Annotated in this window: 20 protein-coding genes; 7 read left to right on the top strand and 13 right to left on the bottom strand. The window is 56.5% G+C overall.

Annotation, left to right across the window (positions count from 1 at the left end; translation table 11 throughout):
* Positions 1-63: 63 nt before the first annotated feature.
* Positions 64-573: a GNAT family N-acetyltransferase gene (locus ABEA08_RS14230; protein ID WP_345336003.1), complete on the top strand. Its 510-nt coding sequence runs from the start codon at positions 64-66 to the stop codon at positions 571-573.
* On the opposite strand, the gene ABEA08_RS14225 is transcribed toward ABEA08_RS14230, so the two are convergent.
* Complete coding sequence (locus tag ABEA08_RS14225; protein ID WP_345336002.1) at positions 551-865, bottom strand: GIY-YIG nuclease family protein; 315 nt, start codon at positions 863-865, stop codon at positions 551-553. The genes ABEA08_RS14230 and ABEA08_RS14225 overlap by 23 nt on opposite strands.
* Positions 866-1082: 217 nt before the next feature.
* Here ABEA08_RS14225 and ABEA08_RS14220 point away from each other — a divergent pair, with 217 nt between their 5' ends.
* Positions 1083-2438 (top strand): ammonia-forming cytochrome c nitrite reductase subunit c552, encoded by a 1356-nt coding sequence (locus tag ABEA08_RS14220; RefSeq protein WP_345336001.1) that lies wholly within the window; start codon positions 1083-1085, stop codon positions 2436-2438.
* Between the two features lie 54 nt (positions 2439-2492).
* Here the strand turns inward: ABEA08_RS14220 and ypfJ are convergent, their stop codons facing one another.
* Positions 2493-3344: a KPN_02809 family neutral zinc metallopeptidase gene (ypfJ, locus tag ABEA08_RS14215; RefSeq protein ID WP_345336000.1), complete on the bottom strand. Its 852-nt coding sequence runs from the start codon at positions 3342-3344 to the stop codon at positions 2493-2495.
* 400 nt (positions 3345-3744) lie between these two features.
* Between ypfJ and ABEA08_RS14210 the strand changes: the two genes are divergently transcribed.
* On the top strand, positions 3745-5706 hold the full coding sequence (locus ABEA08_RS14210; RefSeq protein ID WP_345335999.1) for an EAL domain-containing protein: 1962 nt from the start codon (positions 3745-3747) through the stop codon (positions 5704-5706).
* Positions 5707-5834: 128 nt separating this feature from the next.
* Here the strand turns inward: ABEA08_RS14210 and ABEA08_RS14205 are convergent, their stop codons facing one another.
* From ABEA08_RS14205 to ABEA08_RS14180, 6 genes are all read right to left on the bottom strand, one after another.
* Positions 5835-8381, bottom strand: a complete 2547-nt coding sequence (locus ABEA08_RS14205; protein WP_345335998.1) for a TonB-dependent receptor domain-containing protein — start codon at positions 8379-8381, stop codon at positions 5835-5837.
* 99 nt (positions 8382-8480) lie between these two features.
* On the bottom strand, positions 8481-11252 hold the full coding sequence (locus ABEA08_RS14200) for a hypothetical protein (RefSeq protein WP_345335997.1): 2772 nt from the start codon (positions 11250-11252) through the stop codon (positions 8481-8483).
* Between the two features lie 205 nt (positions 11253-11457).
* Positions 11458-11790 (bottom strand): DUF3135 domain-containing protein, encoded by a 333-nt coding sequence (locus tag ABEA08_RS14195; protein WP_345335996.1) that lies wholly within the window; start codon positions 11788-11790, stop codon positions 11458-11460.
* 233 nt (positions 11791-12023) lie between these two features.
* Positions 12024-12437 carry a DUF2057 family protein gene (locus tag ABEA08_RS14190; protein ID WP_345335995.1) on the bottom strand — a complete coding sequence of 138 codons (414 nt, stop codon included), beginning with the start codon at positions 12435-12437 and terminating at the stop codon, positions 12024-12026.
* Positions 12438-12496: 59 nt separating this feature from the next.
* Entirely contained in the window at positions 12497-13816 is a 1320-nt protein-coding gene (locus ABEA08_RS14185; RefSeq protein WP_345335994.1) for an ATP-binding protein, read from the bottom strand.
* A gap of 62 nt (positions 13817-13878) precedes the next feature.
* On the bottom strand, positions 13879-14553 hold the full coding sequence (locus tag ABEA08_RS14180) for a response regulator (RefSeq protein ID WP_345335993.1): 675 nt from the start codon (positions 14551-14553) through the stop codon (positions 13879-13881).
* Positions 14554-14753: 200 nt separating this feature from the next.
* On the opposite strand from ABEA08_RS14180, the gene ABEA08_RS14175 reads away from it, so the two are divergent.
* Entirely contained in the window at positions 14754-15026 is a 273-nt protein-coding gene (locus ABEA08_RS14175) for a YebG family protein (protein WP_345335992.1), read from the top strand.
* Between the two features lie 56 nt (positions 15027-15082).
* Here the strand turns inward: ABEA08_RS14175 and ABEA08_RS14170 are convergent, their stop codons facing one another.
* A complete protein-coding gene (locus ABEA08_RS14170; RefSeq protein ID WP_345335991.1) occupies positions 15083-15457 on the bottom strand; it encodes a phasin family protein in 375 nt (124 codons plus the stop codon).
* A gap of 205 nt (positions 15458-15662) precedes the next feature.
* Between ABEA08_RS14170 and phaR the strand changes: the two genes are divergently transcribed.
* Positions 15663-16070 (top strand): polyhydroxyalkanoate synthesis repressor PhaR, encoded by a 408-nt coding sequence (gene phaR, locus ABEA08_RS14165; RefSeq protein WP_345335990.1) that lies wholly within the window; start codon positions 15663-15665, stop codon positions 16068-16070.
* 128 nt (positions 16071-16198) lie between these two features.
* Positions 16199-16780 (top strand): hypothetical protein, encoded by a 582-nt coding sequence (locus ABEA08_RS14160; protein WP_345335989.1) that lies wholly within the window; start codon positions 16199-16201, stop codon positions 16778-16780.
* Between the two features lie 65 nt (positions 16781-16845).
* Here ABEA08_RS14160 and ABEA08_RS14155 read toward each other — a convergent pair whose 3' ends face one another.
* The 3 genes from ABEA08_RS14155 to ABEA08_RS14145 all read right to left on the bottom strand — a co-directional run bounded on the left by ABEA08_RS14155 (position 16846) and on the right by ABEA08_RS14145 (position 19597).
* Positions 16846-17931 (bottom strand): ketoacyl-ACP synthase III, encoded by a 1086-nt coding sequence (locus tag ABEA08_RS14155; protein ID WP_345335988.1) that lies wholly within the window; start codon positions 17929-17931, stop codon positions 16846-16848.
* Between the two features lie 61 nt (positions 17932-17992).
* Positions 17993-18673: a GntR family transcriptional regulator gene (locus tag ABEA08_RS14150; protein WP_345335986.1), complete on the bottom strand. Its 681-nt coding sequence runs from the start codon at positions 18671-18673 to the stop codon at positions 17993-17995.
* Positions 18674-18814: 141 nt separating this feature from the next.
* Positions 18815-19597 carry a D-hexose-6-phosphate mutarotase gene (locus ABEA08_RS14145; protein WP_345335985.1) on the bottom strand — a complete coding sequence of 261 codons (783 nt, stop codon included), beginning with the start codon at positions 19595-19597 and terminating at the stop codon, positions 18815-18817.
* A gap of 273 nt (positions 19598-19870) precedes the next feature.
* On the opposite strand from ABEA08_RS14145, the gene ABEA08_RS14140 reads away from it, so the two are divergent.
* Entirely contained in the window at positions 19871-20182 is a 312-nt protein-coding gene (locus tag ABEA08_RS14140; RefSeq protein WP_345335984.1) for a hypothetical protein, read from the top strand.
* 48 nt (positions 20183-20230) lie between these two features.
* On the opposite strand, the gene ABEA08_RS14135 is transcribed toward ABEA08_RS14140, so the two are convergent.
* Positions 20231-22024, bottom strand: a complete 1794-nt coding sequence (locus tag ABEA08_RS14135; protein WP_345335983.1) for a M48 family metallopeptidase — start codon at positions 22022-22024, stop codon at positions 20231-20233.
* Positions 22025-22030: the final 6 nt, after the last annotated feature.

Raw genomic sequence — 22030 nt, 5'->3', positions numbered from 1 at the left:
GGTTAAGTTGCTATGAACCGTGGTCGCCTTGCCGCAGCAGCCCCGTTGATTGATGTGTAAGTTATGTCCCTTCGTCCACTGCAAGCCGATGATCTTCCTTTGCTGCGTGATTTGTATCAAGATCCTGCGCGAATGCGTCATATAGGTGCTGTTATGACGGCGGAGCAGGTGCGCGCTCTGCTGGCTGAGCGGCTGACTCAGTGGCACCGAGGGGATCCTCAATGGCGCTGCTGGGTTATTGAAGCGGATGGCGGCTGCGCAGGGATCGTCGGCTGGCGCCAGTTGCCGATGACTCAGGCGACCGCAGAGATCGGCTTTATGCTGTTGCCTGAGCAGGAGGGTAAGGGCTTGGCGCTGCAGGCCGTGAGGGCTTTGATCCAGCAAAGCTTAGTGCCGTTAGGCTTTGTCCGTCTGGTGGCGTTGATCGGGGTCGATAATGACGGCAGTCGGCGTTTGCTGACCCGCTTAGGGTTTCGCTCTGTTGCCCGATTTGAGCACAGCGTTCAGTTGGCTCAGGGGTGGTGTGACACGGAGATGTTTGATCTCGATGTTATAGCTCGTCAAGCGTTCTGATCCCGCTAATCAACGCTTCCTTCTGTTTTTTATTCCATTGTTTTAGCCGGTATTCCTTCTTTAACGCCTCACTGTGGCTGCCAATGTGCTGTTGGTAGACCAGTTGCAGCGGACCTTTGCCCCGCAAGGCTCGCGCAGCCTTGGCGCCCCCTTGTTGGTGCTCATTAAAGCGACGTTGAACGTCGGTGCTGATCCCGGTGTAGAGTGCACCGGTGCGGGTGCGGACCAGATACAGTGACCAGTTCGTGCTGGCGCTTGATGCGGCGCTGGGGGGAGACGGTGTTGCGGACATAACCAGGTCTTCTCTGAAGCGGGCGTGATGCATTGCATGCCCTAGGCGTGATAATGGGCTCTTGGCTGGGCTTCGGGCCCAGCCAAGAGCCCAAGAAGTGTGATCTCACCATGATTTTACGTCAACTATCCCTTTAGGGGTATGCCTCTGAGTTAACGAGTTTTTTATGCTCAGTCTCAATTCGCTTGCTGATTAAATGCGAACTCTGAGGATGATGATGAAAAAAATGAACGCGTTGATGCTGTCCATGGTGATGGCAGGTATGACCGGCGTCGCCATGGCGAAACCGGTGAAATCCGATAACGAAGCCTGGAAAGCTGAGTTCCCGGATCAGTACGCCTCCTGGGCGACAGCCGCTGAAACCAGTGACATTGTTGATCTGCTCGAATCCAATCCGAACTTGGTCGTGCTGTGGGGCGGCTATGGGTTTGCCAAGGACTACAACAAGGCTCGTGGCCACTACTATGCGGTGGCGGATGTGACACAGACGCTGCGTACCGCTGGCCCAATGGGCGACATGGATGGGCCGATGCCTGCGTCCTGCTGGTCCTGTAAGACTCCGGATGTGGCACGCTTGATCGAGTCCGAAGGTGAAGGTGCGTTTGCCAGTAAAAAGTGGGGCGCCTGGGGCGACGAAGTCGGCAACGCTATCGGTTGTGCCGATTGTCACGACAGCGAGTCCTCTGCGGTTGCTCTGTCCCGTCCTTATGCCGAGCGCGCGATGGCGGCGGTCGACATGACGTTTGACGATCAGCCTGCCAACATTCAGGCAGCGCAGACCTGTGGTCAGTGTCACGTTGAGTACTACTTTGACGCCACCAATAACAACACGGTTAAGTTCCCTTGGGATAATGGCCTGACGGCGGAAGACGCGCTGGCGTACTTCGATGGCATTGGCTTCGCTGACTGGACCCACTCCGTGTCCAAGGCACCGATGCTCAAAGCGCAGCATCCGGAGTTTGAAACCTGGGCGACCAGTGTTCACGGTGAGATGGAAGTGACCTGTATCGACTGTCACATGCCGAAGATGAAGAACGAGCAAGGCCGTGAATACTCCAAGCACAACATGGGCAGCGCACTGGACAACTTCGACCAGTCTTGCTCCTCTTGTCATGACAGCCAAGCTGATATGGAAGCGGTGTTGAAGGCCAACAAAGCCGAGATCACCGAGTCTAAGCTGTTGGTGGAAGCCGAAGTGATCAAGGCGCATTACCAGGCGAAAGCGGCTTGGGATGCCGGCGCGGACGAAGCGCAGATGAAGCAAGCCTTGACCCACATCCGTCACGCGCAGTGGTTCTGGGACTTTGCCACCGCTTCTCACGCCATCCACGCGCACAACCCGGGTGAAGCGATCCGTTTGTTGGATAAGGCAATGGACGTTGCTAAGCAGGCCCAAGCTGAGCTCGATACCGTACTGAGTAAGCAGGGTGTTGAGCAACCGGTTGCCCTGCCTGATCTGTCCAGCAAGTCTGCGGCGCAGAAAGCGCTGGGTATGGATATGGATGGATTCGAAGCGGAAAAAGCGACCTTCCTGCAAGAGCGCGCCGATAAAGAGTGGCCTGCCCGTCTGTAAGTGACGCTCTGCCAGCACAGACAAAGAGGCTTCCTTCGGGAAGCCTCTTTTGTTTTAAAGTTCGCTGGCGTTGAAGGTATCGCAGGCGCTGGGATCGTGTGTGGTGAAACCGAGCTGGAACCAGCGGAGTCGTTGTGCCGATGTACCGTGGGTGAAACTGTCGGGTACGATCCGGCCTTGGCTTTGCATTTGCAGGCGATCGTCTCCGATGGCTTCAGCGGCTTGCATCGCCTCTTCGATATCTCCAGACTCAAGCCATTGTTGCTGATCGATGTAGCTGGCCCAGACGCCCGCAAGGCAATCGGCTTGCAGCTCGAGTTTGACCGATTCCTGGTTGGCGGCTGCCTCGGACATCCGCTGTTGACGTTGATGCATCGCTTGGCTTATCCCGGTCAGGGTTTGGATGTGATGACCGACTTCGTGGGCAATAACATAGGCCTGGGCGAAGTCGCCGGGCGCACCCAGTTGCTGGCGGAGATCCTCGTAGAAACTCAGATCGATGTAGATGGTCTGATCGGCGGGGCAGTAAAACGGCCCCATCGCGGCTTGTCCGGTACCGCAATGGGTTTGAGTCGCCCCTCGATACAGCACCAAGGTCGGCTCTTGATACTCTTGTTGTTGCTCGGCAAACGCTCGCTGCCAGAAGGTTTCGGTATCGGCTAACACGACGGAAGTGAATTGGGCGAGTGGGTCGCTGTCTGGGCTTAAGTCGGAGTGCGTGTTACCGGATGGGACGTCAAGGAGTGGCCCAGCGACTTGATTGATGAGATTGGGATCGATGCCAAAGTACCAGGCGGCTAAGAGGATCAGTACGCCGACGATCCCCCCTTTGGCGAGGGGTTTTCGTTGGGAACGGGTTCGACGATCCTCAACATTTTGGCTTGCTCTTCGATTGCGCCAGCGCATACGTTGCACTCGTTCATTGGGTGATGGTGTCAGTGTAGCGCCTGATGACAACCGCGCTGCGCGTCCTTCGATGAGCTGGGAGCGGCAACGATGAAACGGGTCGCGCTTGGTTTAGCCAGCCGGTGGCCGCGTCACATTTATGGCATTGATTACGTTGTGGCGAGGCTTAGATGGGAGCGGTCATTGTGGGGCAATAACAAAGAACGGTGCGCGCAGTGGGCGCCTGCTTAGACCGCAAACTGGCGGAAAGGATTGAGTGAGATCCGTCAGTTAGGCTTTAACCTAAGCGCAACACGCGGGCGCGGGTGTTGTATACTCACTGCTTAAGTAACGGAGTAAGCAGTAAAATGGTCGTGGATTAGGGACGACCACTCTGGTGGGTTTTTCAGGAGTCAAAGGAATGACACTGTATCGTCAACTGATGTGGCGTGGCGTTTTGTTGTACGGAGCGGCGACGCTGATGGTGTTGTCGCTGGTTTTGGTCTTGTCGTCCAAGGCGGATGAGACGCAGCAAAAAGCCCTGGTTTCAGCGCAATTGCGTTGGATGCAGAGCCAATTGCAGCAGCAGGCGCAGCACTCGAACCAACTGCAATTAGAGCCTTTGTTGGCTGGCACGGCACTGTCGCCGATATTGCGACAATTGCGCGTGGTCGGCGCTAATCAAGGGCAGATCCATAATCTGCCAAGCTCAAACGCGTTTCCCTCTTTGCTGGAACACCTTGGCCTATTTGAGTTAGAGCCGGTACGCCTGTCGATCGCGACGGCGAGTTCGTCCAAGCTGTGGCTTGAAGCGGAGCTAACCGCGAGCCCGCTTTATCAGACGCTTTGGCAGCGCATGTTGTCGTCATTGGCCGGCGCTTTGCTGCTGGGCGCGGTATTTGCGGCGGGGATCGGGCTGGTGCTTCGTCGTTCGTTAAAGCCGCTGCAGCTGATCGCACAACGTGCAGAGGATCTCAGTAGCCTAAATTTCGGCACGCCGTTGAGACTGCTAGGGGGCCAGGAGTTCAGTGCGATAGCCGATGCCATCAATACCTTGTCCAATAAGTTACGATGGGAGTTGGAGGGGTATAACCAACAGGTTGATAGCCTCAAGCGCGCTTTGCTGACCGATCCCGTGTCTGAGTTACCCAACCGAACCTTCATTATGGAGCGGGTCGACTCTTGGTTAACGGAGAATTCCGGCGGCATGTTGATGCTGATCAGTCTGAAGTTCCTTGAGCCGGTCCGGCTTAAGTTTGGCTATGAGTGCCGTGATGAGCTGATCTCGACGTTCTCTCGGGCATTGCGTCATGCGGCCGAGATGGATCCCGGCTTGCTGGTCGCTCGGATCAGCGCTGAAGACTTTCTGATTGTTCAAACGCGGGAGCAGGAAGCCGAGCAACAGCGGCTGGTTGAGTTGATCAAGTCTCATTGCGCTCAGGTGTATCGTGACAGCGATGCGGATCCCGCAACGGCTTATGGCATCGGTGCGGTCCGAAAAATGATGCAGAAGCACGCGGATGAGCTGTTGGCACAAGCGGACAATGCATTGGTGCAAGCACTGGCAGAGCCGGGACACTTTGCCTGGTTCCATCAACCGACGGATGTGCCATTGTTCCGCCAGCAGTGGCGCTCTTCTTTGTCGCAGGCCATTGATGACGGGCGATACGAGTATTCGACGTACTCGGTGCTGGACTCAGCTGGCGATAAGATCCAATTGGAGATCAGTACGCAGTTGGTGGTGGGTGAACGACGGATGTCCGAGGCGGAGCTGATGCCTTATCTCAAAATGTTGGGATTAGTTAGCCAGTTTGAGCGTGGGCGAGTATTGCACGCGCAGACGTTGAATGTACGGTATACGCCCATCGTCTTTGCGTTAATGCCCAGCTCGCTTCAGGATGAAAATTTTGGCCATTGGCTTACCGGCTATTTGGAGGGCAAAGGGTTTGCTTATGCCTTTGAGTTTGGTGAACGTACGGTGTTGTCATTGCCGGATAAGGTACAGAAGCTCCGGCGAGAATTGAAAAATCTGGGCTACCGTGTTGGCATCAATCATTTTGGGCTGCATCTGGTTGAGCTCAGTTACGTGACGTCGCTTCGACCGGATTACGTCAAGCTTGATCAGGCTTTTGTTCATGGACAGCCTTCCTCGTTGCAGCAGGATGTTTGCCGAACGCTCTGTGCCGCGTTGCAAACCTTAAATGTGGCGATCTACCTATCCGGCGTGGAGCAGTCACAACAGTTGGAGCGATTCGAGGCGATGCCGTTCAATGGCTATCAGGATCTGAGCCAGCGACCGAAAGCGCTCGGCGGTTATGCCGGAAGTGACGATAAGCGATTGGTTCTGGTTGAACCGTTAGAAAAGCCATTCCCGCAAGCGTGAACCCTCAGTTGGTAGGCGCTGACTCCCCAAACAAGGGAAAGGGAGCAGTGTTCGTTGTTGCAACTGAGCACTGCGGGAATGGGTAAAAGGGTTGGCTCTCAGGCTAGGCTGAGAGCCTGAAGTTGCGGTCAGAACTCGAAGCCAAACTCCATGCTGAATTCGGTACCGGGATCGTGCCAGAACACCCGAAGACCGTTTTGCTGGTATTCGGTGGTTTCGCCCAGCATGTTCTTGGCCTTGAACTTGGCGGACATGAAATCCAGGGGATATACGGTGTAGGTGAAGTCCAGCGAGTGGAACGGCTGCTCGATGGCGTCATCGAAGCCTTGAGTACCGGCGTAGGCGATCCGATCCCCAAACACGTTGTACACCAGCGTGGCGCTGTGCAGGTTGTTCGGCGAATCGTAGCTCAGCTGCAGGTTGGCCACCCATTCCGAGTGGCCCATCATGCGCCGGGTCGGGTTGGTCAGGTTGATGTCGCCGGAACCGGCAATGGTGATCTCCGAGTCACTCAGAGTCAGGTTACCGGCCACGAAGAAGCCGTTCCAAATGTCGGAGCTCTCATCGATAAAGCCGAAGTTCTGATGAAACTCCAACTCCACCCCGTAGATCATCCCTTCCTCGGCGTTCTTAAAGGTCAGGATCCTGTCGGTTTCCGTGGTTTTGTCCACCGCCTCGATGGGCGCGTCCAGATCTTTATAGAAGGCCCCGAGGCTCAGGTTGCTGCCGGACTCCATGTACCATTCCCAGCGCAGATCCAGATTGAGGATATCGGAGCTGACCAGGGAGGGATCGCCGATCATTGAGATCCCGGTCAGCGGATCTTGGAACCGGACCGGTGCCACTTCCCGAATGTCCGGGCGTACCACGGTTTTACTGACAGCGGCCCGCACCTGCATCTCGTCGTTCATAAACCAGACAGCGGATAGGGAGGGGTACCAGTCGTCTTCCAGCACCACGAAGTCTTCCTGAGCGTAGCGACCGCCACCGTCGTAGATGGAGCCGTCTTCGTTAAAGGCCAGCACCACCTGACGGTACTCTTCGTAGCGCAAGCCGGCGGTCAGCCGGACGCTGTCGAACCAGTGCAGATCCAACTCGCCGGATCCGGCTTCGATGGTTTGCGCCGCCGTGTAGTCGTCGGTTTCAACGGACTGTTTCACCACCCGGAAGTTGTTATCCGGGTTACTGATGTTGGCGTCGCTGAAGATCCGGTCAAAATCCTGAGTCAGCTGATCACTGCTAAAGCCACGGTTATCGAAGGTGTAGCGATCGCCGCTGGCATTCCGTACCCGTTCAAAATAGTCGTAGCCGCCGCGGGCGGTGATCTCCAGATCGCCCAGCACGAACGTGCGGCCCAGATCCCAGCTGTAGTTTTCGGTGTCGTCGATCAGATCCCGGTAGGCGTATTCCACCGAATCCTGGGTCGAGCGCAGGGTGCGCGAGCGCAGGCTGCCATCGTCCTCATAACGGCGGATGTAGTCGTATTGCACCTGGTTGGGGGCCTTGCGGCGGGCCTTGGCGTCGGTGTACTGCCAGTTGGCCTCGAGATCCCACAAATAGCTGAAGAAGTGCTGGCCACGGATCTGGTTGGCGATCAGCGAACGCTCTTCGTAGTCGATACTGTAGCGTTCAAAATCCCGGCTGGGATCATTGATGGAGTTTTCGTTTTCCCGATAGGCCCGGCGCACTTCATCGCTGGTGTCGCTTAGGTAGGTGGTGAAGGTTTCGAGCTTATGATCGTCGCCCATCTCCAGCCCCATGTTGAACATGCCCGAGGTTTGCAGCTCGGTTTCGGTGCCGAAGATGATGTCACTGGTGTCCAGCGAGCCGTCGGTGCGTTGCAGGCGGAAGGTCTCGCGCTGAAAATTATTGGTCTCGTTCTTGTACGCGGCACCCGCCACAAAACCAAACAGCCAGTCGCCCTCGTCATTGAGCTCAAATTTGTTGCCCGTGGTGATCGCGCCTTTGAAGCCTGGACTGGTGCTTTCGCTGTTGACCGTCATGTCGCGGTTAAACAGAAGACCGTTGCTGGGATCACTGGGTACAGTGCGACTGCCCTGATCGCGTCCGCGCCAGTCTTCGTCGCCGCCGCGGTAGCTGAGCTGATCGTCGCTGTTGTTGGTGTTGTATTGACCAGCCACCGAGGCCTTCAAGAAGAAATCCAACGGGATGGACTTAGTACGGATATCCACATGGCCGCCACCGAAGGAGGCCGGCTTGCTGGCGGAGGCCGCCTTTTGCACCGACAGAGACTCGATGATGGAGGAGGGGAACAGATCCAGTGGGATCACCGAGCGGGTGGGATCCGGCGAGGGCACCTGGGCCCCGTTGAGCGAGGTGCTGGAGTAGCGCTCACCCAGACCACGAATGTAGATGTATTTGCCATCGCGCAAGGTCAGGCCGGTTACCCGCCGCAGCGCAGCGGCGGCATCGCTGTCACCGGTCCGGCCGATCTGCTCGGCACCCATTAGATCGGCGACGAAAGGCAACTCCCGGCGCTCTTCGATCACCTCTGAGGCGACTTTTTGTAAGCGGCCGACCACGGCGATCCGCTCGATGGGATCGCTGTCATTGCTGGTGTCTTCGGCCAGGGCCGGTTGGGCGAACAGTGAAGCCAGACCCAGGGCTAGCGCCACATGGCGGCTGATCGGGGTGGCGGAAAATTGGGGTTTCATAGTGGTTCGTCCTATTCAACGAAAGCCAGCCTAGGAAAACGGGTCAGCCAGGCCGGCTTAAATACTGGAGAGAGCGGGGCGCGAGGGCCCCGCGCTGTGTTACTGGGCGGGCGTGAAGCTCCAGCCAGCGGTCCAGTCGTTGCTGCCGTCGAAGGCGCCGATGTAGTCGGTGCTCTGGAAGAAGGCGTCTTCGCCGCTCAGATCCAGGCCGCTACCGATGGCGACAGAGTCCGCCGCGGGCTGGCCATTGGCCAGAGCCAAAGCGCCGTACTCGACGATGGCGTTGCCTTGTTGGGCCAGGAACCAAGCCTGGGTGTCGAAGGTGTCGCTGTTTTTCACCGGCTCAACGCAATCGATCAGGCTGTGGGTCATCACCAGAGTGCCGTCCGCGGCATTGGCTTCGGTAGTGCTGTCGTTGATCTCCAGGCATTCACCGGAATCGTCCTGACCTTTCACCAAGGTGTTGTGCAAGCTGGCACGGGTGGCGACCCGGAACAGGATCCCTTCCGCATCGTCGCCGTCACCGTTGGTGCCATTAGCCACCTCGATGGTGATGTTGGACAGCCAAGGGTTGGAGTACGGCAGGCCCAGCGGATCGCTTTTGGAGCTGTCCGCTTCAATGCCGCGGTTGGCGCCATTGTCGACTTGGGTGATGTAGATGAATTGCCCTTTGCCGCGCCAGCCATGGGTCCAGTCCAGCGAGTCATCGTTGTTGCCGCTGAGGTAAACGTTGCTGATGTTGACTGTACCGCCCCAGAACTCGACGCCATCGTCGTCATTCATGTGGACATGGATGTGGTCGACCTTAGTACCGGAGCCGACGGCGCCGAAACTGATCCCGTTCATCTCCTGCTCGGCGTTGACTTTAAAGCCACCAAACAGCACCTGGACGTAGCTCAGCTCGCCGCTGGAATCGGCGTCTTTGTTGCCACCGTAAGGGTGATCGCCCACTTCGAATGGAATGTCGCAGGCGTTCGCATCGGGACAGGTGTTCACCGTGGCGTTACCCAGCACCACCAGGCCGCCCCACTGACCGGCCATGGTGGCGTCGCCTAGGGCATGGTCCTTGGAGGTGAACACGATGGGACGCTCTGCGCTGCCGGCGGCGCTGATCTTGGAGCCGCGGCTGATCACCAGGTAACCGTCGTCTTCACCAAACACCTTGACGCCTGGCTCGATGGCCAGGGTGGCGGAGTCGGTGTTGTCACCGCCAACCACCACTGCAGAGTTCAGTTTGTACCAGACGTTGGTTCCGGCCTTGAGCACGGTGTTGCTGGTGATCAGGCTGTCCAGCGCACAGACCAGATCGGTGTCGGCAATGGCGGCGGCATCCGTGGCGTCCTGGGTGGTGCCGGCAGGGCAGGCTTCGAGTGCGGTCAGGGCTGAGTCGTCTTCCTCCTCTTCGTGGATCCCGATGGTCCAACCTCGGGTCCAGTCATTGTCCGGGTTGCCGTCGAAGGCACCAATGTAGTTGGTGTCGTCAAAGAAGGTGTTCACACCCGCCAGGTTGGGGTGGCCGCCACCAAGGGCGGGGGAATTTGCCATCGGTTGGTGGCCGTCCAGGAACGCCGAACCTTCGATGTTGCCATCCTGGCCCAGGAACCATTGACCGGCATCCAGGATCACGTTGCCGTCGCCGTCTTTGGTGTCTTTGTAGGGTTCGACACAGTCGATCAGGCTGTAGCTTAGGGTCAACTCTTCGGCATTGGCACGGGCCACGGTAGTGCTATCGTTGATCTCCAGACACTCGCCGGTGTCCGCTGCGCCCTTGACCAGCGTGTTATACAGGTGACCGCCGGTGTCGACGCGGAACAGGATCCCTTCGGCGTCGTCGCCATCACCATTGGTGCCGCCACCGAGTACCATGGTGATGTTGGCCAGGTAGGGCATGGAAACGGGAGATCCGAGTGGATCGGATTTCGAACTGTCTGCTTCGATCCCGCGGTTGGCGTTATTGTCGTCGGTTTGGATGTAGATGTACTGACCATAGCCGCGCCAGCCGTGGGTCCAGTCCAACGAGTCGTCATTGTTGCCGGTCAGCACCACGTGCTTGATATTGACGGTACCGCCCCAGAACTCGATGCCATCGTCGTCATTCAGATCGACCTGAATGTATTCCACTGTGGTGCCACGACCGACCGCGCCGAAGCTGATCCCGTTCATCTCCTGCTCGGCGTTGACCTTGAAGCCGCCGTTTTCAACGCGCACATAGCGCAGAACACCGGAGTTGTCATCGTCATCGTTGCCGCCGTAGGGGTGATCGCCCACTTCAAAGGGGATGTCACAGTTGGTGTGATCCGAGCAGGTATTGACCTTGGCGTTGCCTAGTAGCACCAGGCCACCCCACTGACCGCGGGCGGTTTGCTGACCCAGTCCACCTTCGACGGAGGTGAACACGATGGGCGCATCGGCGGTGCCGTCGGCCATGATCTTGGAGCCGCGGCTGATCACCAGGTAGCCTTCGCTGTCGCCTAGGAGCAGGGTGCCGGGAACGATGGTCAAGACCGCAGAATTGGCGTTGTCTTCACCGATCTGCACCGCACCGGCCAGTTCCCAGACCACGTCGTTCTCCAGGGTGGTGTCCGAGGTGAACAACCCCTCGATCCGGCGTACCGGCTTGGACTCGCCATCCTGAGCGACGGTGTAGCCAGCATCGGTGGAGAAGGGGTATTTTGCGTCAAAATCTGTGTCTGTGCTGCCATCCTGACAGTCGGAGGCATTGGGATAATCGGTACAGAGATCGCCAGAGCCACCGTTACCGTTATCTGGGGCTTGATCGGCACCGGCTTGAATATTGATATCGCCTCCACAGGCGGTCAGCAATAGCGCCGACGATAGAATACTGAGGGGAAAAAGTTGTTTTAGCTTCATTATTGTCTCCGCCTAACGGATAGGGCCAATGGCCGGTTATGAGATTGCGGACACAATAAGTTTCTTGCGTGATCGATTTGTTGCAGAAAATGATCGTTTGCATGTCGCTGTTTTGTGGCCATGCAATTTCTTGCAAGGCGGCGTATCAAGCAGAGTTAGGCAGGATGGGACTTGAGCTGGGTTCGTTGATGGTCGAACTGCGGGGTTACTTGTCGTGGTTTTTGCGCGCCTTTAGGCTGGAAATGTCGACCACTTGGGCCTGCTGCTGACGAAAAGCATCGGGGTCATTCAGGACTTGGGCTAGGGTGTGCAGCCGGTCGTGCATCAAGGAAGCTGCGGTGATCATGCGTTGATAGGGGGTGTTGCAGCGGGAGAGCTGTTGATCGACGTGATGCTGTAGCGCGCGCAGCTGTCCCTGCTTATCAGTGCAAGAGCGCTGGATGGTTTGCGCGATGAGCTGTTGACGTAATGTTTCGAGCTGCTCCGGATCGTGTTTCGCCAGTGCCATCAGGGTGTCGAAGTCGGGCAATTGGGTCACAAAGGCTTCCAGTGTTGAGGCTGAATGAGTGCGCGTCTTTAAGAATGAAGCAAAGACCGAAATGGCTCATTTCGCAACCGCGCCCGGCGACTTTTGTGTGTGCGGTGGCACGCCAAGCCGTTCGGAGCGGGTTTTGGCGGCGATGGGAGGGAAACGTTCAAGGGGCCGTTGAGCGACCCAAGTTCTCAGCACCCGCACAGCTAGGCTAGGTTGGTGCCGAGGAGTTGTGACGGTTAGTTACGGTTGAGTAGGTAGGTCAGTAACTCATCTCGGCTCCACGCTTGATGGTCGATCATTTGGTCGTGCTCTGTCGTCAGAAAAAATTCAGGATCTTTTGCAAAGTCAACGGCCTGCTCTAGCGTCATCGCCGGTGTTGAGAGGAAATAGTCCTTTGTTTCGAGGGCCTCGAATCGAATCACCTGCACGCCGGAACGGACAAACTGGTGATACTCGGTGGAGGGGATAAACAGCTCATCATAGCGAATGGTGAGCACTTGGGTGCCGTGATCGATCGGTAGGCGTTCGTCATAGCTTTCGACCTGTACGCCGTTGAGGGTCAGGATCTCAATGTTATCGGCCAGTATGAGATCGCCAGCGGTGAGGTTGAAACTGGCGAGGAATAGCGTAACAGCGATGCATTGCTTCATAACAGCGCTCCTTAAGCGGTCGTGACTCTGATCAAGACCGGCTTAAGGAGCAAGATTATTCACGGGCGATCGACATAATGATGGCTATTGGGCAGCTTGAGGGTAATGGCCGCGCCGCCGAGTGATGAATCACCGATGATGAGTTGTCCGCCGTAGCTATGGCTGAGCTCATTGCAAACCGCTAACCCGATCCCTTGTCCAGGATGGCGTTCGTCGGCACGTTCACCGCGACCTAATACCTTTTGCCGCAAGGCCGGTTCAATGCCGGGACCATCGTCTTCAACGGTCAGTAACAGCTGCTGCTCAGCGTCTTGCTCGACGCGGATCTTGACTGTGGTGATCGCGAAGCGACTGGCGTTGTCCATGAGGTTGCCAAGAAACTCCATCAGATCTTCTTTATTGATGGGGAACTGGATTGCATCATCGATCTCAATGATGAAATTGAGTCTTTTGTCACGATACACCTTGTCTAGCATGTTGGTGAGCTGTTGGACAATGGGGGAGATAGCGACCTTTTCCGTCGAGAGCCCCTGACGGCCCATGACGGCTTTGCGCAATTGGTACTGGATCAACTGGTCCATTTGGGTGAGTTGATCATACATATCTGAGCGACAGTGCTCGGGGTTGCTGTTGGGATCATCCAGTATCGCCTGGATCGCTGCGAGTCGGGTCTTGAGGCTGTGGGCGAGATCCTTCATGGCATTTTGGTAGATCTCCCGCCGCTGTTCGCTTTGCTCGAGCATGTCATTCAGCGCGTGGGTGATCCCGACGAGCTCCGTTGCCTCGGGTTTGCCCAGACGAGAGCGCTTGCCTTCGATGATCTCTTGGAGTTGGAGGCCTAATCGGTTGAGGGGCTTCATGCCCCATAAGGCGCCGCTGATGAGTAACAGTAAGATCACCGGTAGCAATATCAAGCTCTTGATGGTGATCCATGAATTTCGGGCGGCCAACTCCCGCTGGGCTTTGTTGGCGTCGCGAAGGATCACTAAGTGCATTTCACCGCTCGCCGTTTCCATGGTAAGCGGGTAGACGTAGTAATGTCGTTTGGGCGCTAACTCGACGGCTTGGGTTGACCATTTGGATTGGCTACGTTTGACGTGAGCGCAGAGGTCGCCGATAGAACGCTTGCGGACGGCTTGCGACACAAACACGCTATTGAGTTGTTGGTCGCATAGCGTAAACAGATTTTCTCCGGGTTCAAATTGCTCCGCTAAGATCGCGCCTTTTTTCGGTGGCTCGAGCCCCTCTTGCTGCAGCTCATAGCCGATGCCTGTCAGTTGAGTTAACAGGTCGCTGGCGGTTTGGTTGTAGAGGTTGCGTTGGTTGTCATAACGCTCTGCCCCCATCAGTGCCAGTAAGGCGAGAGTGAGCAGCAACATCGATGTGCCGATCACTCGGCGAAAGATGGTTGGGCGGCTGCAATAGGTAAGCCAATTCTCTTTTAACTGCATAATTCGTTAAAACGGTAACCTTGGCCGCGAATGGTGGCGATGGGGTTGTCCATACCGCCGCTCACCAGTTTTTTACGTAAACGGGAGATCATGACCTCGACAGTATTCGGATCGCCCTCGCGATCCTCATAGAGGACATCGAGCAGACGTTGCTTGGAGACCACTTGCTGGTGGTGACGCATCAGGTATTCGAGGATCTGATATTCGAATGCGGTCAGTTCCAGCAGCTCATTGGCCAGAGTGACACGGCGGCCGGTCAGATCAAGGGTCAGATCGTGGCATTGCAGTTCGGGTTTGATGAAGCCGGAGCTGCGGCGAACCAGTGCATGGATCCGCGCTTCCAGCTCTTCGATCCGAAAGGGTTTGACGAGGTAGTCATCGGCGCCAGAATTCAGGCCTTCGACCTTGTCCTGCCAGCTATTGCGGGCCGTGAGGATCAAGATGGGGAAGGCTTTGCCTTGATCCCGCAGTCGCTTGATTAACGATAAACCACTTTCATCGGGCAGGCCCAGATCAATCACCGCCACATCCAGCGGATAGTTGTTGGCCAGATATTCTCCCTCTGCGGCGGTTTGACTCGCTTGCACTTGATTGCCCAAGTCAGTGAGGCGGACTTTTAAGTGGTGACATAATAGCGGGTCGTCTTCGATAACCAGGATCTGCATGGTTGTCGGCTCCATTAATTAATAAGGGCTCAGGGTATGAGATATTGTGCCATAGGAGGTTGTCAGCGTGCCTGTATACGGGCTGAATCAATTTTAGGTCGATGATCGGGCTCGCTGCGAAGATTAACTCACAACACTGTTTTTATGTACAGTTGCTTTTGTTAGCATGGGATCTATTCAAGGACATTGAGGGCACGATCATGGCGGTAATCGTCAAATACGTGGTGGAACGCCAAGGTGAGGAAGTGATGACCTTTTCCAGTAAAGCAGAAGCCGATGCATACGATAAAATGTTGGATCTGGCGGAGAGCTTGGTTGGCTTTTTGGAGTTGCCGGGTTGTTTGTCAGATGAACAGATAGAGCAGCTCTCTCTGCACATGGCGCAGAACAAAGAGCAGTTACAGACGTTGCTGAAAGGCAAAAAAGCGGTTCGAGCACCGGGCAAAGCCCCGAAGGCCGTCGAGGCCGCTTAACGCGAAAAAGGCCCATTGCTCACGCGATGGGCCTTTTGGTTTACCTGGACGAGCAGTTATTCTGCGGCCTTGGTTTTGCGGCGTGGCGCAGGGGCGGGGGCTGCAGCCGTGGGTACAAAGGCGGAGAACAGTTCGGTCACGGTTTTGTTTAGCGCTGTCAATGCTTCTACATTGGCTTTGACATAGCTTTCCGCTTTGCTTTGACAATTGGCGGCAAACTCCTGCTGCTTTTCAATCACCTGCATCGGCGTTTTGCACTCGGTCAGGCTGCGACCGGTTTCGGCACCGGCGGTGAAGAGCTCGGTCAGGTAAGAGTTGCTGCGCAGTGCAACCTCATTGGCAAACTGTACGTTCAGCTCGCTCAATTTCACCTGGTTCTCAATGGTGCGCTGCAGCCCATCGTCGAACTGCTGTTTCATATCGTTGATCATGGCAATAGCTCCTTGAAGGTTTGGGTTGTGGCATTGTGCACTGCACAATTTCACTGTCTAATTTATGATCAGGAAGGTAAGCCGTCAAGCAAAATTGTGCGGTGCACAAAAAACTTCATCTTAAAGCGATGCCGTGAGTGTAAAAGCGCTAGGTGGCCCGGAGTGTAGGCTCTACACTGGTGGAAACTTATTTCGGCGCTGCAATATGAAATTGATCAAACGCTATCCCAATCGTCGCCTCTATGATACCGACCGCAAAGGCTATATCACGCTGCTGGATGTCAGGGGTTACATCAAATCCTATGAGCCCTTCCAAGTGGTGGATTCCAAAAGTGGCGATGACATTACGCGACAGGTCTTGCTTCAGGTGTTATCGGACATGGAGAGCGAGGGACATGAGTCGGTATTAACCAATAAGTTTTTGGAGGAGATCATCCGTTTGTATGACACGCGGATGACGGGCATGGCCGGACAATGGCTGGAGCAGGCGATGGTCGGTTGGCTGTCGCAGCAACAGCGCTGGCAGCAGGAATTAAAGCGGATGCAGGATCTTAATCCCGCCAATATGTTCAGTGCTTTTTTTACGCCATCGAAAACCGATAAAGACAACTAATCTTAATAAGGTCCCTGTGCATTAGCTGGGTTGAGTCCGCGTGGCTGAGCGAGGTTTGGTGCCAGCACCAGCGGTATTGTACGGGGGCGGTTTGCTTCGGTACTTTAGTTCGGTTGGGGGGAGAGAGTATGGCGGTCCCGGCTTTATTGTTGTTGGCTGGAGCGGCGGCAGCGTTGGAATATCGGTCGTATCGAAAGAAGGTGCAGGCTCAGCGGTATCGTCCACCCAGTCAGGCCAATGGCCTGATGTTGGGCCCAAGTCAGTGGATCCCAGGTCAACGATCGGTCGTGCCGGTACCAGGTGCCGTGGTGGTGTGTCATGTCTTTGGCGTGGTGGAGCACACTGGGATCTGGCTGGGGAGCAATGCCATTGCCGAATTGCACGGCAGCGGACTGGTGCGGGCGGTGTCACCTAAACGTTTTTTGCATGGCCGCAGTGGGGCTCGGATCTTTGTCTGCTGCGATCGACTGCATGCCCCGTTGATCCAGCAAGACGCGGTTCAACGTGCGGTGGCGTCGTTATTTACCTATCGCGATTATCATTTGCGGCATAACAATTGTCATCGCTTTATCTGGCACTGTCTTACTGGACAGGAGCAGAAGATCACCAGTTTTTCGCAATTCAATCTTCTGCTGTCGCAGTTGTTTGATACCGGATTATATTGGGATCCCTGCGAGTTGCTTGAGGCCTCCGGCGGACCAATGGAGTGATCCGGCGAGAGATCTTGCTCTCGCCGGAACCGCGCCTTGTTGTCGTGATCTTACCCCATGTCGCTTTATTGGCCGGGTTGCTGGCTTTGATGGGCGACGGCTGTGGCGATCAGCTCCAGTCCGGTCTGATCGCAATGGGGCAATTCGGCGTCTGAGCGCTGGAGCGGCGTGGTGCGTTGGCCCCATTTGATCACGGCGGCGGCAGAGGTGAGACCGGCGCCGAACGCACAAGAGAGTAGGGTATCGCCAGGCTGGATCCGATTTTGCTCTAAGGCATCACACAGCGCCATCGGGATGGTGGCAGCAGAGGTGTTACCGTGTCGCTCAATATTGATAAAGGCTTTGTCGGCGGGTAAGTCCATCTTGGCGATTAAGGTATCGATGATCCGGACGTTGGCTTGATGGGGGATCACCAGATCGATCGCATCGCGCTCCAACCCAGCGTCGGCCATGACCTGCTGACTTAAGCGACCCATACCCGCGATCGCGCGTTTGAAGATCTCCCGGCCGTTAAACTGCAGGTAAAATTGGGTAGCTGAGGGGCTGAAGCGGTCCATGTCACTGCCAAAGCCTGAGACCTTAAGGTGCTCTCGGCCGTCCGGGTCGTTATGCATGGCGTAGCTCAGCACCCCAACCGCTTGCTCGGAGTCGTTTGCTTCCAAGATCACCGCGCCGGCGCCATCGCCAAACAGAACCGCAGTGTCCCGCAGCGTCCAATTGAGGTAGAAGCTGAGCCGTTCGGCTCCGATCAGCAGGATCTTCCGATGCTGGCCGCTTTTTATCTGGGCGGTGGCCAGCCCCAAGCCGTACAGAAATCCCGAGCAGGCGGCGTTGATATCAAACGCCGCACATTGCGCGCCGATCTCTGCCTGTACGGTGGCGGCGATGTTGGGCACTAAGGTATCTGGCGTGGCGGTGGCGAGGATGATCATATCCAGCTCGGCACCAGTAAGGCCCGCCGCGGCCAACGCGCGCTTGGCGGCGACAGTCGCTAACTGAGAGGTGCCGACGTGGCTGATCCGGCGTTCTCCAATGCCGGTACGGCTGCGGATCCATTCGTCGCTGGTGTCCATCACGCTGGCCAGATCCTGATTGGTCAGAACGGCCGGGGGCAAACATTTGCCCCATCCGGTAATTTCGGCGAAATGCATGGGCTACTCCAGTGCTGGGCAGGTTTCTCCTGCCTCATGTTTATTTTAGGTGGTGGGTGGTTCAGTTCACGTTACCGACATGTCCGGCCAGAAGCCGTTTGGCGCCCTCGGCGGAGGCAATAATGTGTTGATGCAGTATATCGGCCGCCCCGGTGCTGTCGCCGCTGCGGCAACGCTCGAGTAACTGTCGGTGCTCTTGCTCGGTCTTTGGGATCCCTCCGGCCAACAATAGTTGCAAGCGGATATAGCGGCCTGCGTTGGTGTTGAGCCCTTTGACAACCTCGATGGTGTGGGGACGGTCTGCGCCAGCGTACAGACTCATATGGAATAAGAAGTTCAGCTCACTCCAGCTGTTGACGGCGTTTTCTTGTTGCAGTGCCGACTCGAGTTGCTCGAGATAGTCTTGTGCCAGGCTCAGGTGATCTTCGGTGAGATTGGGGATCGAGCGGATCAACAGCCCCGGCTCGATCAACGCGCGCAGTTCGAACAGCTCATCGAGTTGAGTGACGGACAGCTCGGTCGCTGTTGCGCCTTTGTGCGCCTCAAAGCGCACTAGCCCTTCGGCCTCAAGCTGAAGCAAGGCTTCGCGGATCGGGATCCGGCTGACATTCAGTTCGTTGGCGAGGTTGCTCTGACGCAAGGGCTCTCCTGCCCGAATGTCACCAGATAAGATCCGCTCTCTGAGCGCTTCAACCACGGCTTGGGTTCGAGTTTTATGAATGGTGGGGCTGGCCTGACTCATTGTTGTCGTTATTGTTAAGCGCGTTGCTTAAGAGTACCTATCCTGTGGTGCGAAAGAAAGCCATGTTATGGGGCGGTTTCCAAGGCGGCGATGTTTATCGTAGGTCTGGACTTGTGAGCTGGGCAACGCGCCGCGTGATGGTCAGGCGCCCATGTCGATGCATTGGCGTAACTCATGGGTTTGGCCGGGCGCTAAGCGGATCGGGGTCATGGCGATGGCGGCTTCGAGACAGAGGAAGCGATGGCTTGATGCGGGATCGACATCGGCCATCTTGGCGGCAACGGCCAGGCCTGGATTCCAAACCACGGTTGCGTCAGCCCCATGGTGACGCAGAGTGAATGCGTCAAACGTCATTTCATGCAGATCGGGCACCACGGAATCGACCGGAACCGGGACCCTCGCGGTGTCGAACTGCAGGCGCTGACCACTCAGCTTATCGTGATGATAACGTCCTTGGATGGCCGGGAGCTGGCATTGATTGACGTCGTCGACGGCGAAATAGCTGTGCAGTGCGCCGCTGAATGACCAAGGGTGTTGATCGGTGTTGCGCACGGTCAGGCTCAAAGAGAGGCTGTGTTGCTCGAGTTCAATACAGAGCAACGCCTCGAATCTGTGCGGCCAGAGCGCTAAGGTGGCGTCGGATTCGGTGAGGCGAAAGATCAATTTGTCCGAGCCTTGTTCGTGCAGTTGCCAAAGGCTGGTTCGGGCAAAGCCGTGGCTCGGGCCGGGTTGAAGATCGCCAAACCAAGGGAAGCAGAGGGGGACGCCGCCGCGGATCGGCTTGGTGCCGCTGAGATCGGCGAGCTCGCTCAGCCACAGCTGCTGTTTGCCCTGATAGTGCCAGCTAAGGAGGTGGGCGCCAAATCGACTGACTCGGAGTTGGTGTAGCCCGTGTTCGAGTTCTATCACCTCAATGGGGTTCACTGTGGATTCCTTCTTCTTCAAAGCGCGCGCTTAACGACGTGCCATTGGTTGATATAAGTGAAACGCTTAGTATTGCGAAGTCATGGCGGTTCAACAATGGGAAACGTGTGACGGGCCAGTGAATGCGGACCGTTTGTACGCTTTACCGGCATTGCGGTGAGGAGGCGTAGATCTTCGCGAAGCGAAGAGTCGTGTCCGGGCGGGAAAAAACTGGCAGTGAGGCGATGATCTTCTAGTCTTGAAGACTCTCATTCAGATATTAGGGTTGCCAAGATGACACCGGAGATCCGAAAACAAATAGAATGGACTCTGTTACCTCTGCTCACGGATGTGTTACCCCATGTCTTTGCCAATGGCGCGAAATTTCACGGCTTTCGAGCGGAGTGCGATGCCTGCGCCGCATCGATCGAATTGCCGGAGATCCATGGTGATCTGGTGCCCGTCGATGGCAATCGGTGCGTACTCAATGCTCGGGCGAAATGCCCGAGTTGTGAGGCGTTTTGTGAATACCACTATCTGCTAAATGCGGAGGGGGAGATGTCAGTCTTGCCCCTACAGGGACCTAGCGCCAGCTTGACCCAATAAAAACACTGGCGCCGCCCACATAGATAAAGAGATAGAGAATGTTGGTTGTTATTGTGCGGTCGGGGCATCGATCAGCAGCGCCAGGCAATGGAGCAGCACCGCTTCTTGCTCGGTGATCTGCCCATCGTGTTCGACGCAGAGCTTAAATGCCGTCATTAAACGGCGCTTGCGCTCGGGCTTGGCGCCTCTCAGACGTGGCAGCAGCTGCGCGGCTTGCTGCCATTGCGGTGAGCCGGGCAATTCACTGAGATAATCCCCTAAGCTGTTGGTGCCTCGATGGTAGGCGGCCTTGGTGGCGACCATGTCTTGGTGTCCGACATGGGCCAACAGCCCCATAAGGCACGCAGCGGCTTGCTTAATTTGCTTGTCGCTGCTGCGCTGGCTGTGATGATCGGTCAGGTAATGGCGTAATACCTGCCAGACACACCAACGAAGCAAGCCTTGATCGTCCAGTTGCCAACAATAACTGAGCTGACTCAAGAGAACCTCTTTTTGCGGGGCAGACAGCTCATTGAGGCTGGGGATCGCCAACTGAACCAGGCACAATTGCTGTTGCTCAGTGAGCCCTTCAAGTTGGGGCTTGAGCTGGTTGATCGCCGCAATCACGCTGGAGTCGAGATCCGCGATGTGTTCGCCACCATGGCGCGGCCATAACAGTGCCAATACCAACTCTCTGGCATCCTCCGGCTCATGGGCACGCTGCTGCATGGGTTGGGGCAATTGGTCGAGAAGCAGGGCGCCGGTCAGTAGCTGGGTGAGACGCTCCGCTTGCTGCCCCTGTGTGCTGCTGGTCTGTGGTTGGGTTGGGGGCGTGCTCTCGGTCCGTTGTTGCATCTGTTTGACTACGGACGCGTACTGACCGTCCCACTGAGGCTGGATCGCGTAGATCCGTTTTTCCAGCGGAGGGTGAGTCGCAAAGGCGCTGGACAGCGATTTGAATGAGCCAAAAAACAGGTGACTGGACTCTGATGCCTTCGGGTGCTCGATATTGCTGGCGTGACTGTCGGCCCCAATAAGCTTTAAGGCATCGGCGATCCCACTTGGGTTGCGGGTGAACTGCACGGCGGAGGCATCGGCAAGATACTCTCGCTGGCGGCTGACCGCGGCTTTGATCGCTTTGCCGAATAGGGTGCCGATCCAGCCTAAGATCAGCAGTGCGATGCCGACAATGGCGATCTTCTGTGCATCTTTGCTTCTGCCGCGACCGGCATGCATGATCAACTCGCCGATCTGACTGAGGAAGATGATCCCCGCCAAAATGGCCATCAGCCTGAGGTTCAGTCGCATATCCCCATTAAGGATATGACTAAACTCATGGGCCATGACGCCCTGCAGTTGGTCGCGATCCAGCTTTTTTAGGCAGCCGCGGGTGACGCCGATCACCGCATCGGCCGGGCCGTGTCCTGCGGCGAAGGCGTTGATCCCATTCTCATGATCCAGCAGGTAGATCTGTGGAACCGGCATGCCTGCCGCCAGTGCCATCTCTTCGACCACATTGCGCAGGCGACGCTCGTCGGGATCCTCAGTATTGGGGCTGATCCGCCGGCCTCCTAGGGATTCGGCAACGGCGCTGCCGCCGCTGCGCAGAGCTAACCATTTAAACAGGCTGACCAGTGCGATCACCGCAATGATCCCTAGTGAGATCATTGCACCGTCCAGTGACAACATCCTATCGAGCAGGGCTGTGAGCGGATCACGTTGTGCTTGCGGCGATGAGCCGATCATAAGCCCTGCGATCAGCGCATTGATCAATACCACGATGCTAATCACCGCGCAGGCAAACAGGAAGACCAACTGACCCGTGCGTTTACGGGCCTGATCCTGTTGAGCAAAAAAGTCCATTGTGCG

Origin of the sequence: Ferrimonas pelagia, from assembly GCF_039543565.1 — a bacterium.
Classification (GTDB): domain Bacteria; phylum Pseudomonadota; class Gammaproteobacteria; order Enterobacterales; family Shewanellaceae; genus Ferrimonas; species Ferrimonas pelagia.
Note: the sequence above shows the minus strand (reverse complement) of the source record. Positions and strands in the feature narration are given on the sequence as shown.

Bases quoted from the DNA above. Each gene is read 5' to 3' on its own strand.
- ABEA08_RS14230 (WP_345336003.1), top strand. From the start codon at position 64: ATGTCCCTTCGTCCACTGCAAGCCGATGATCTTCCTTTGCTGCGTGAT.
- ABEA08_RS14225 (WP_345336002.1), bottom strand. From the start codon at position 865: ATGTCCGCAACACCGTCTCCCCCCAGCGCCGCATCAAGCGCCAGCACG.
- ABEA08_RS14220 (WP_345336001.1), top strand. From the start codon at position 1,083: ATGAAAAAAATGAACGCGTTGATGCTGTCCATGGTGATGGCAGGTATG.
- ypfJ (WP_345336000.1), bottom strand. From the start codon at position 3,344: ATGCGCTGGCGCAATCGAAGAGCAAGCCAAAATGTTGAGGATCGTCGA.
- ABEA08_RS14210 (WP_345335999.1), top strand. From the start codon at position 3,745: ATGACACTGTATCGTCAACTGATGTGGCGTGGCGTTTTGTTGTACGGA.
- ABEA08_RS14205 (WP_345335998.1), bottom strand. From the start codon at position 8,381: ATGAAACCCCAATTTTCCGCCACCCCGATCAGCCGCCATGTGGCGCTA.
- ABEA08_RS14200 (WP_345335997.1), bottom strand. From the start codon at position 11,252: ATGAAGCTAAAACAACTTTTTCCCCTCAGTATTCTATCGTCGGCGCTA.
- ABEA08_RS14190 (WP_345335995.1), bottom strand. From the start codon at position 12,437: ATGAAGCAATGCATCGCTGTTACGCTATTCCTCGCCAGTTTCAACCTC.
- ABEA08_RS14185 (WP_345335994.1), bottom strand. From the start codon at position 13,816: ATGTTGCTGCTCACTCTCGCCTTACTGGCACTGATGGGGGCAGAGCGT.
- ABEA08_RS14180 (WP_345335993.1), bottom strand. From the start codon at position 14,553: ATGCAGATCCTGGTTATCGAAGACGACCCGCTATTATGTCACCACTTA.
- ABEA08_RS14175 (WP_345335992.1), top strand. From the start codon at position 14,754: ATGGCGGTAATCGTCAAATACGTGGTGGAACGCCAAGGTGAGGAAGTG.
- ABEA08_RS14170 (WP_345335991.1), bottom strand. From the start codon at position 15,457: ATGATCAACGATATGAAACAGCAGTTCGACGATGGGCTGCAGCGCACC.
- phaR (WP_345335990.1), top strand. From the start codon at position 15,663: ATGAAATTGATCAAACGCTATCCCAATCGTCGCCTCTATGATACCGAC.
- ABEA08_RS14160 (WP_345335989.1), top strand. From the start codon at position 16,199: ATGGCGGTCCCGGCTTTATTGTTGTTGGCTGGAGCGGCGGCAGCGTTG.
- ABEA08_RS14155 (WP_345335988.1), bottom strand. From the start codon at position 17,931: ATGCATTTCGCCGAAATTACCGGATGGGGCAAATGTTTGCCCCCGGCC.
- ABEA08_RS14150 (WP_345335986.1), bottom strand. From the start codon at position 18,673: ATGAGTCAGGCCAGCCCCACCATTCATAAAACTCGAACCCAAGCCGTG.
- ABEA08_RS14140 (WP_345335984.1), top strand. From the start codon at position 19,871: ATGACACCGGAGATCCGAAAACAAATAGAATGGACTCTGTTACCTCTG.
- ABEA08_RS14135 (WP_345335983.1), bottom strand. From the start codon at position 22,024: ATGGACTTTTTTGCTCAACAGGATCAGGCCCGTAAACGCACGGGTCAG.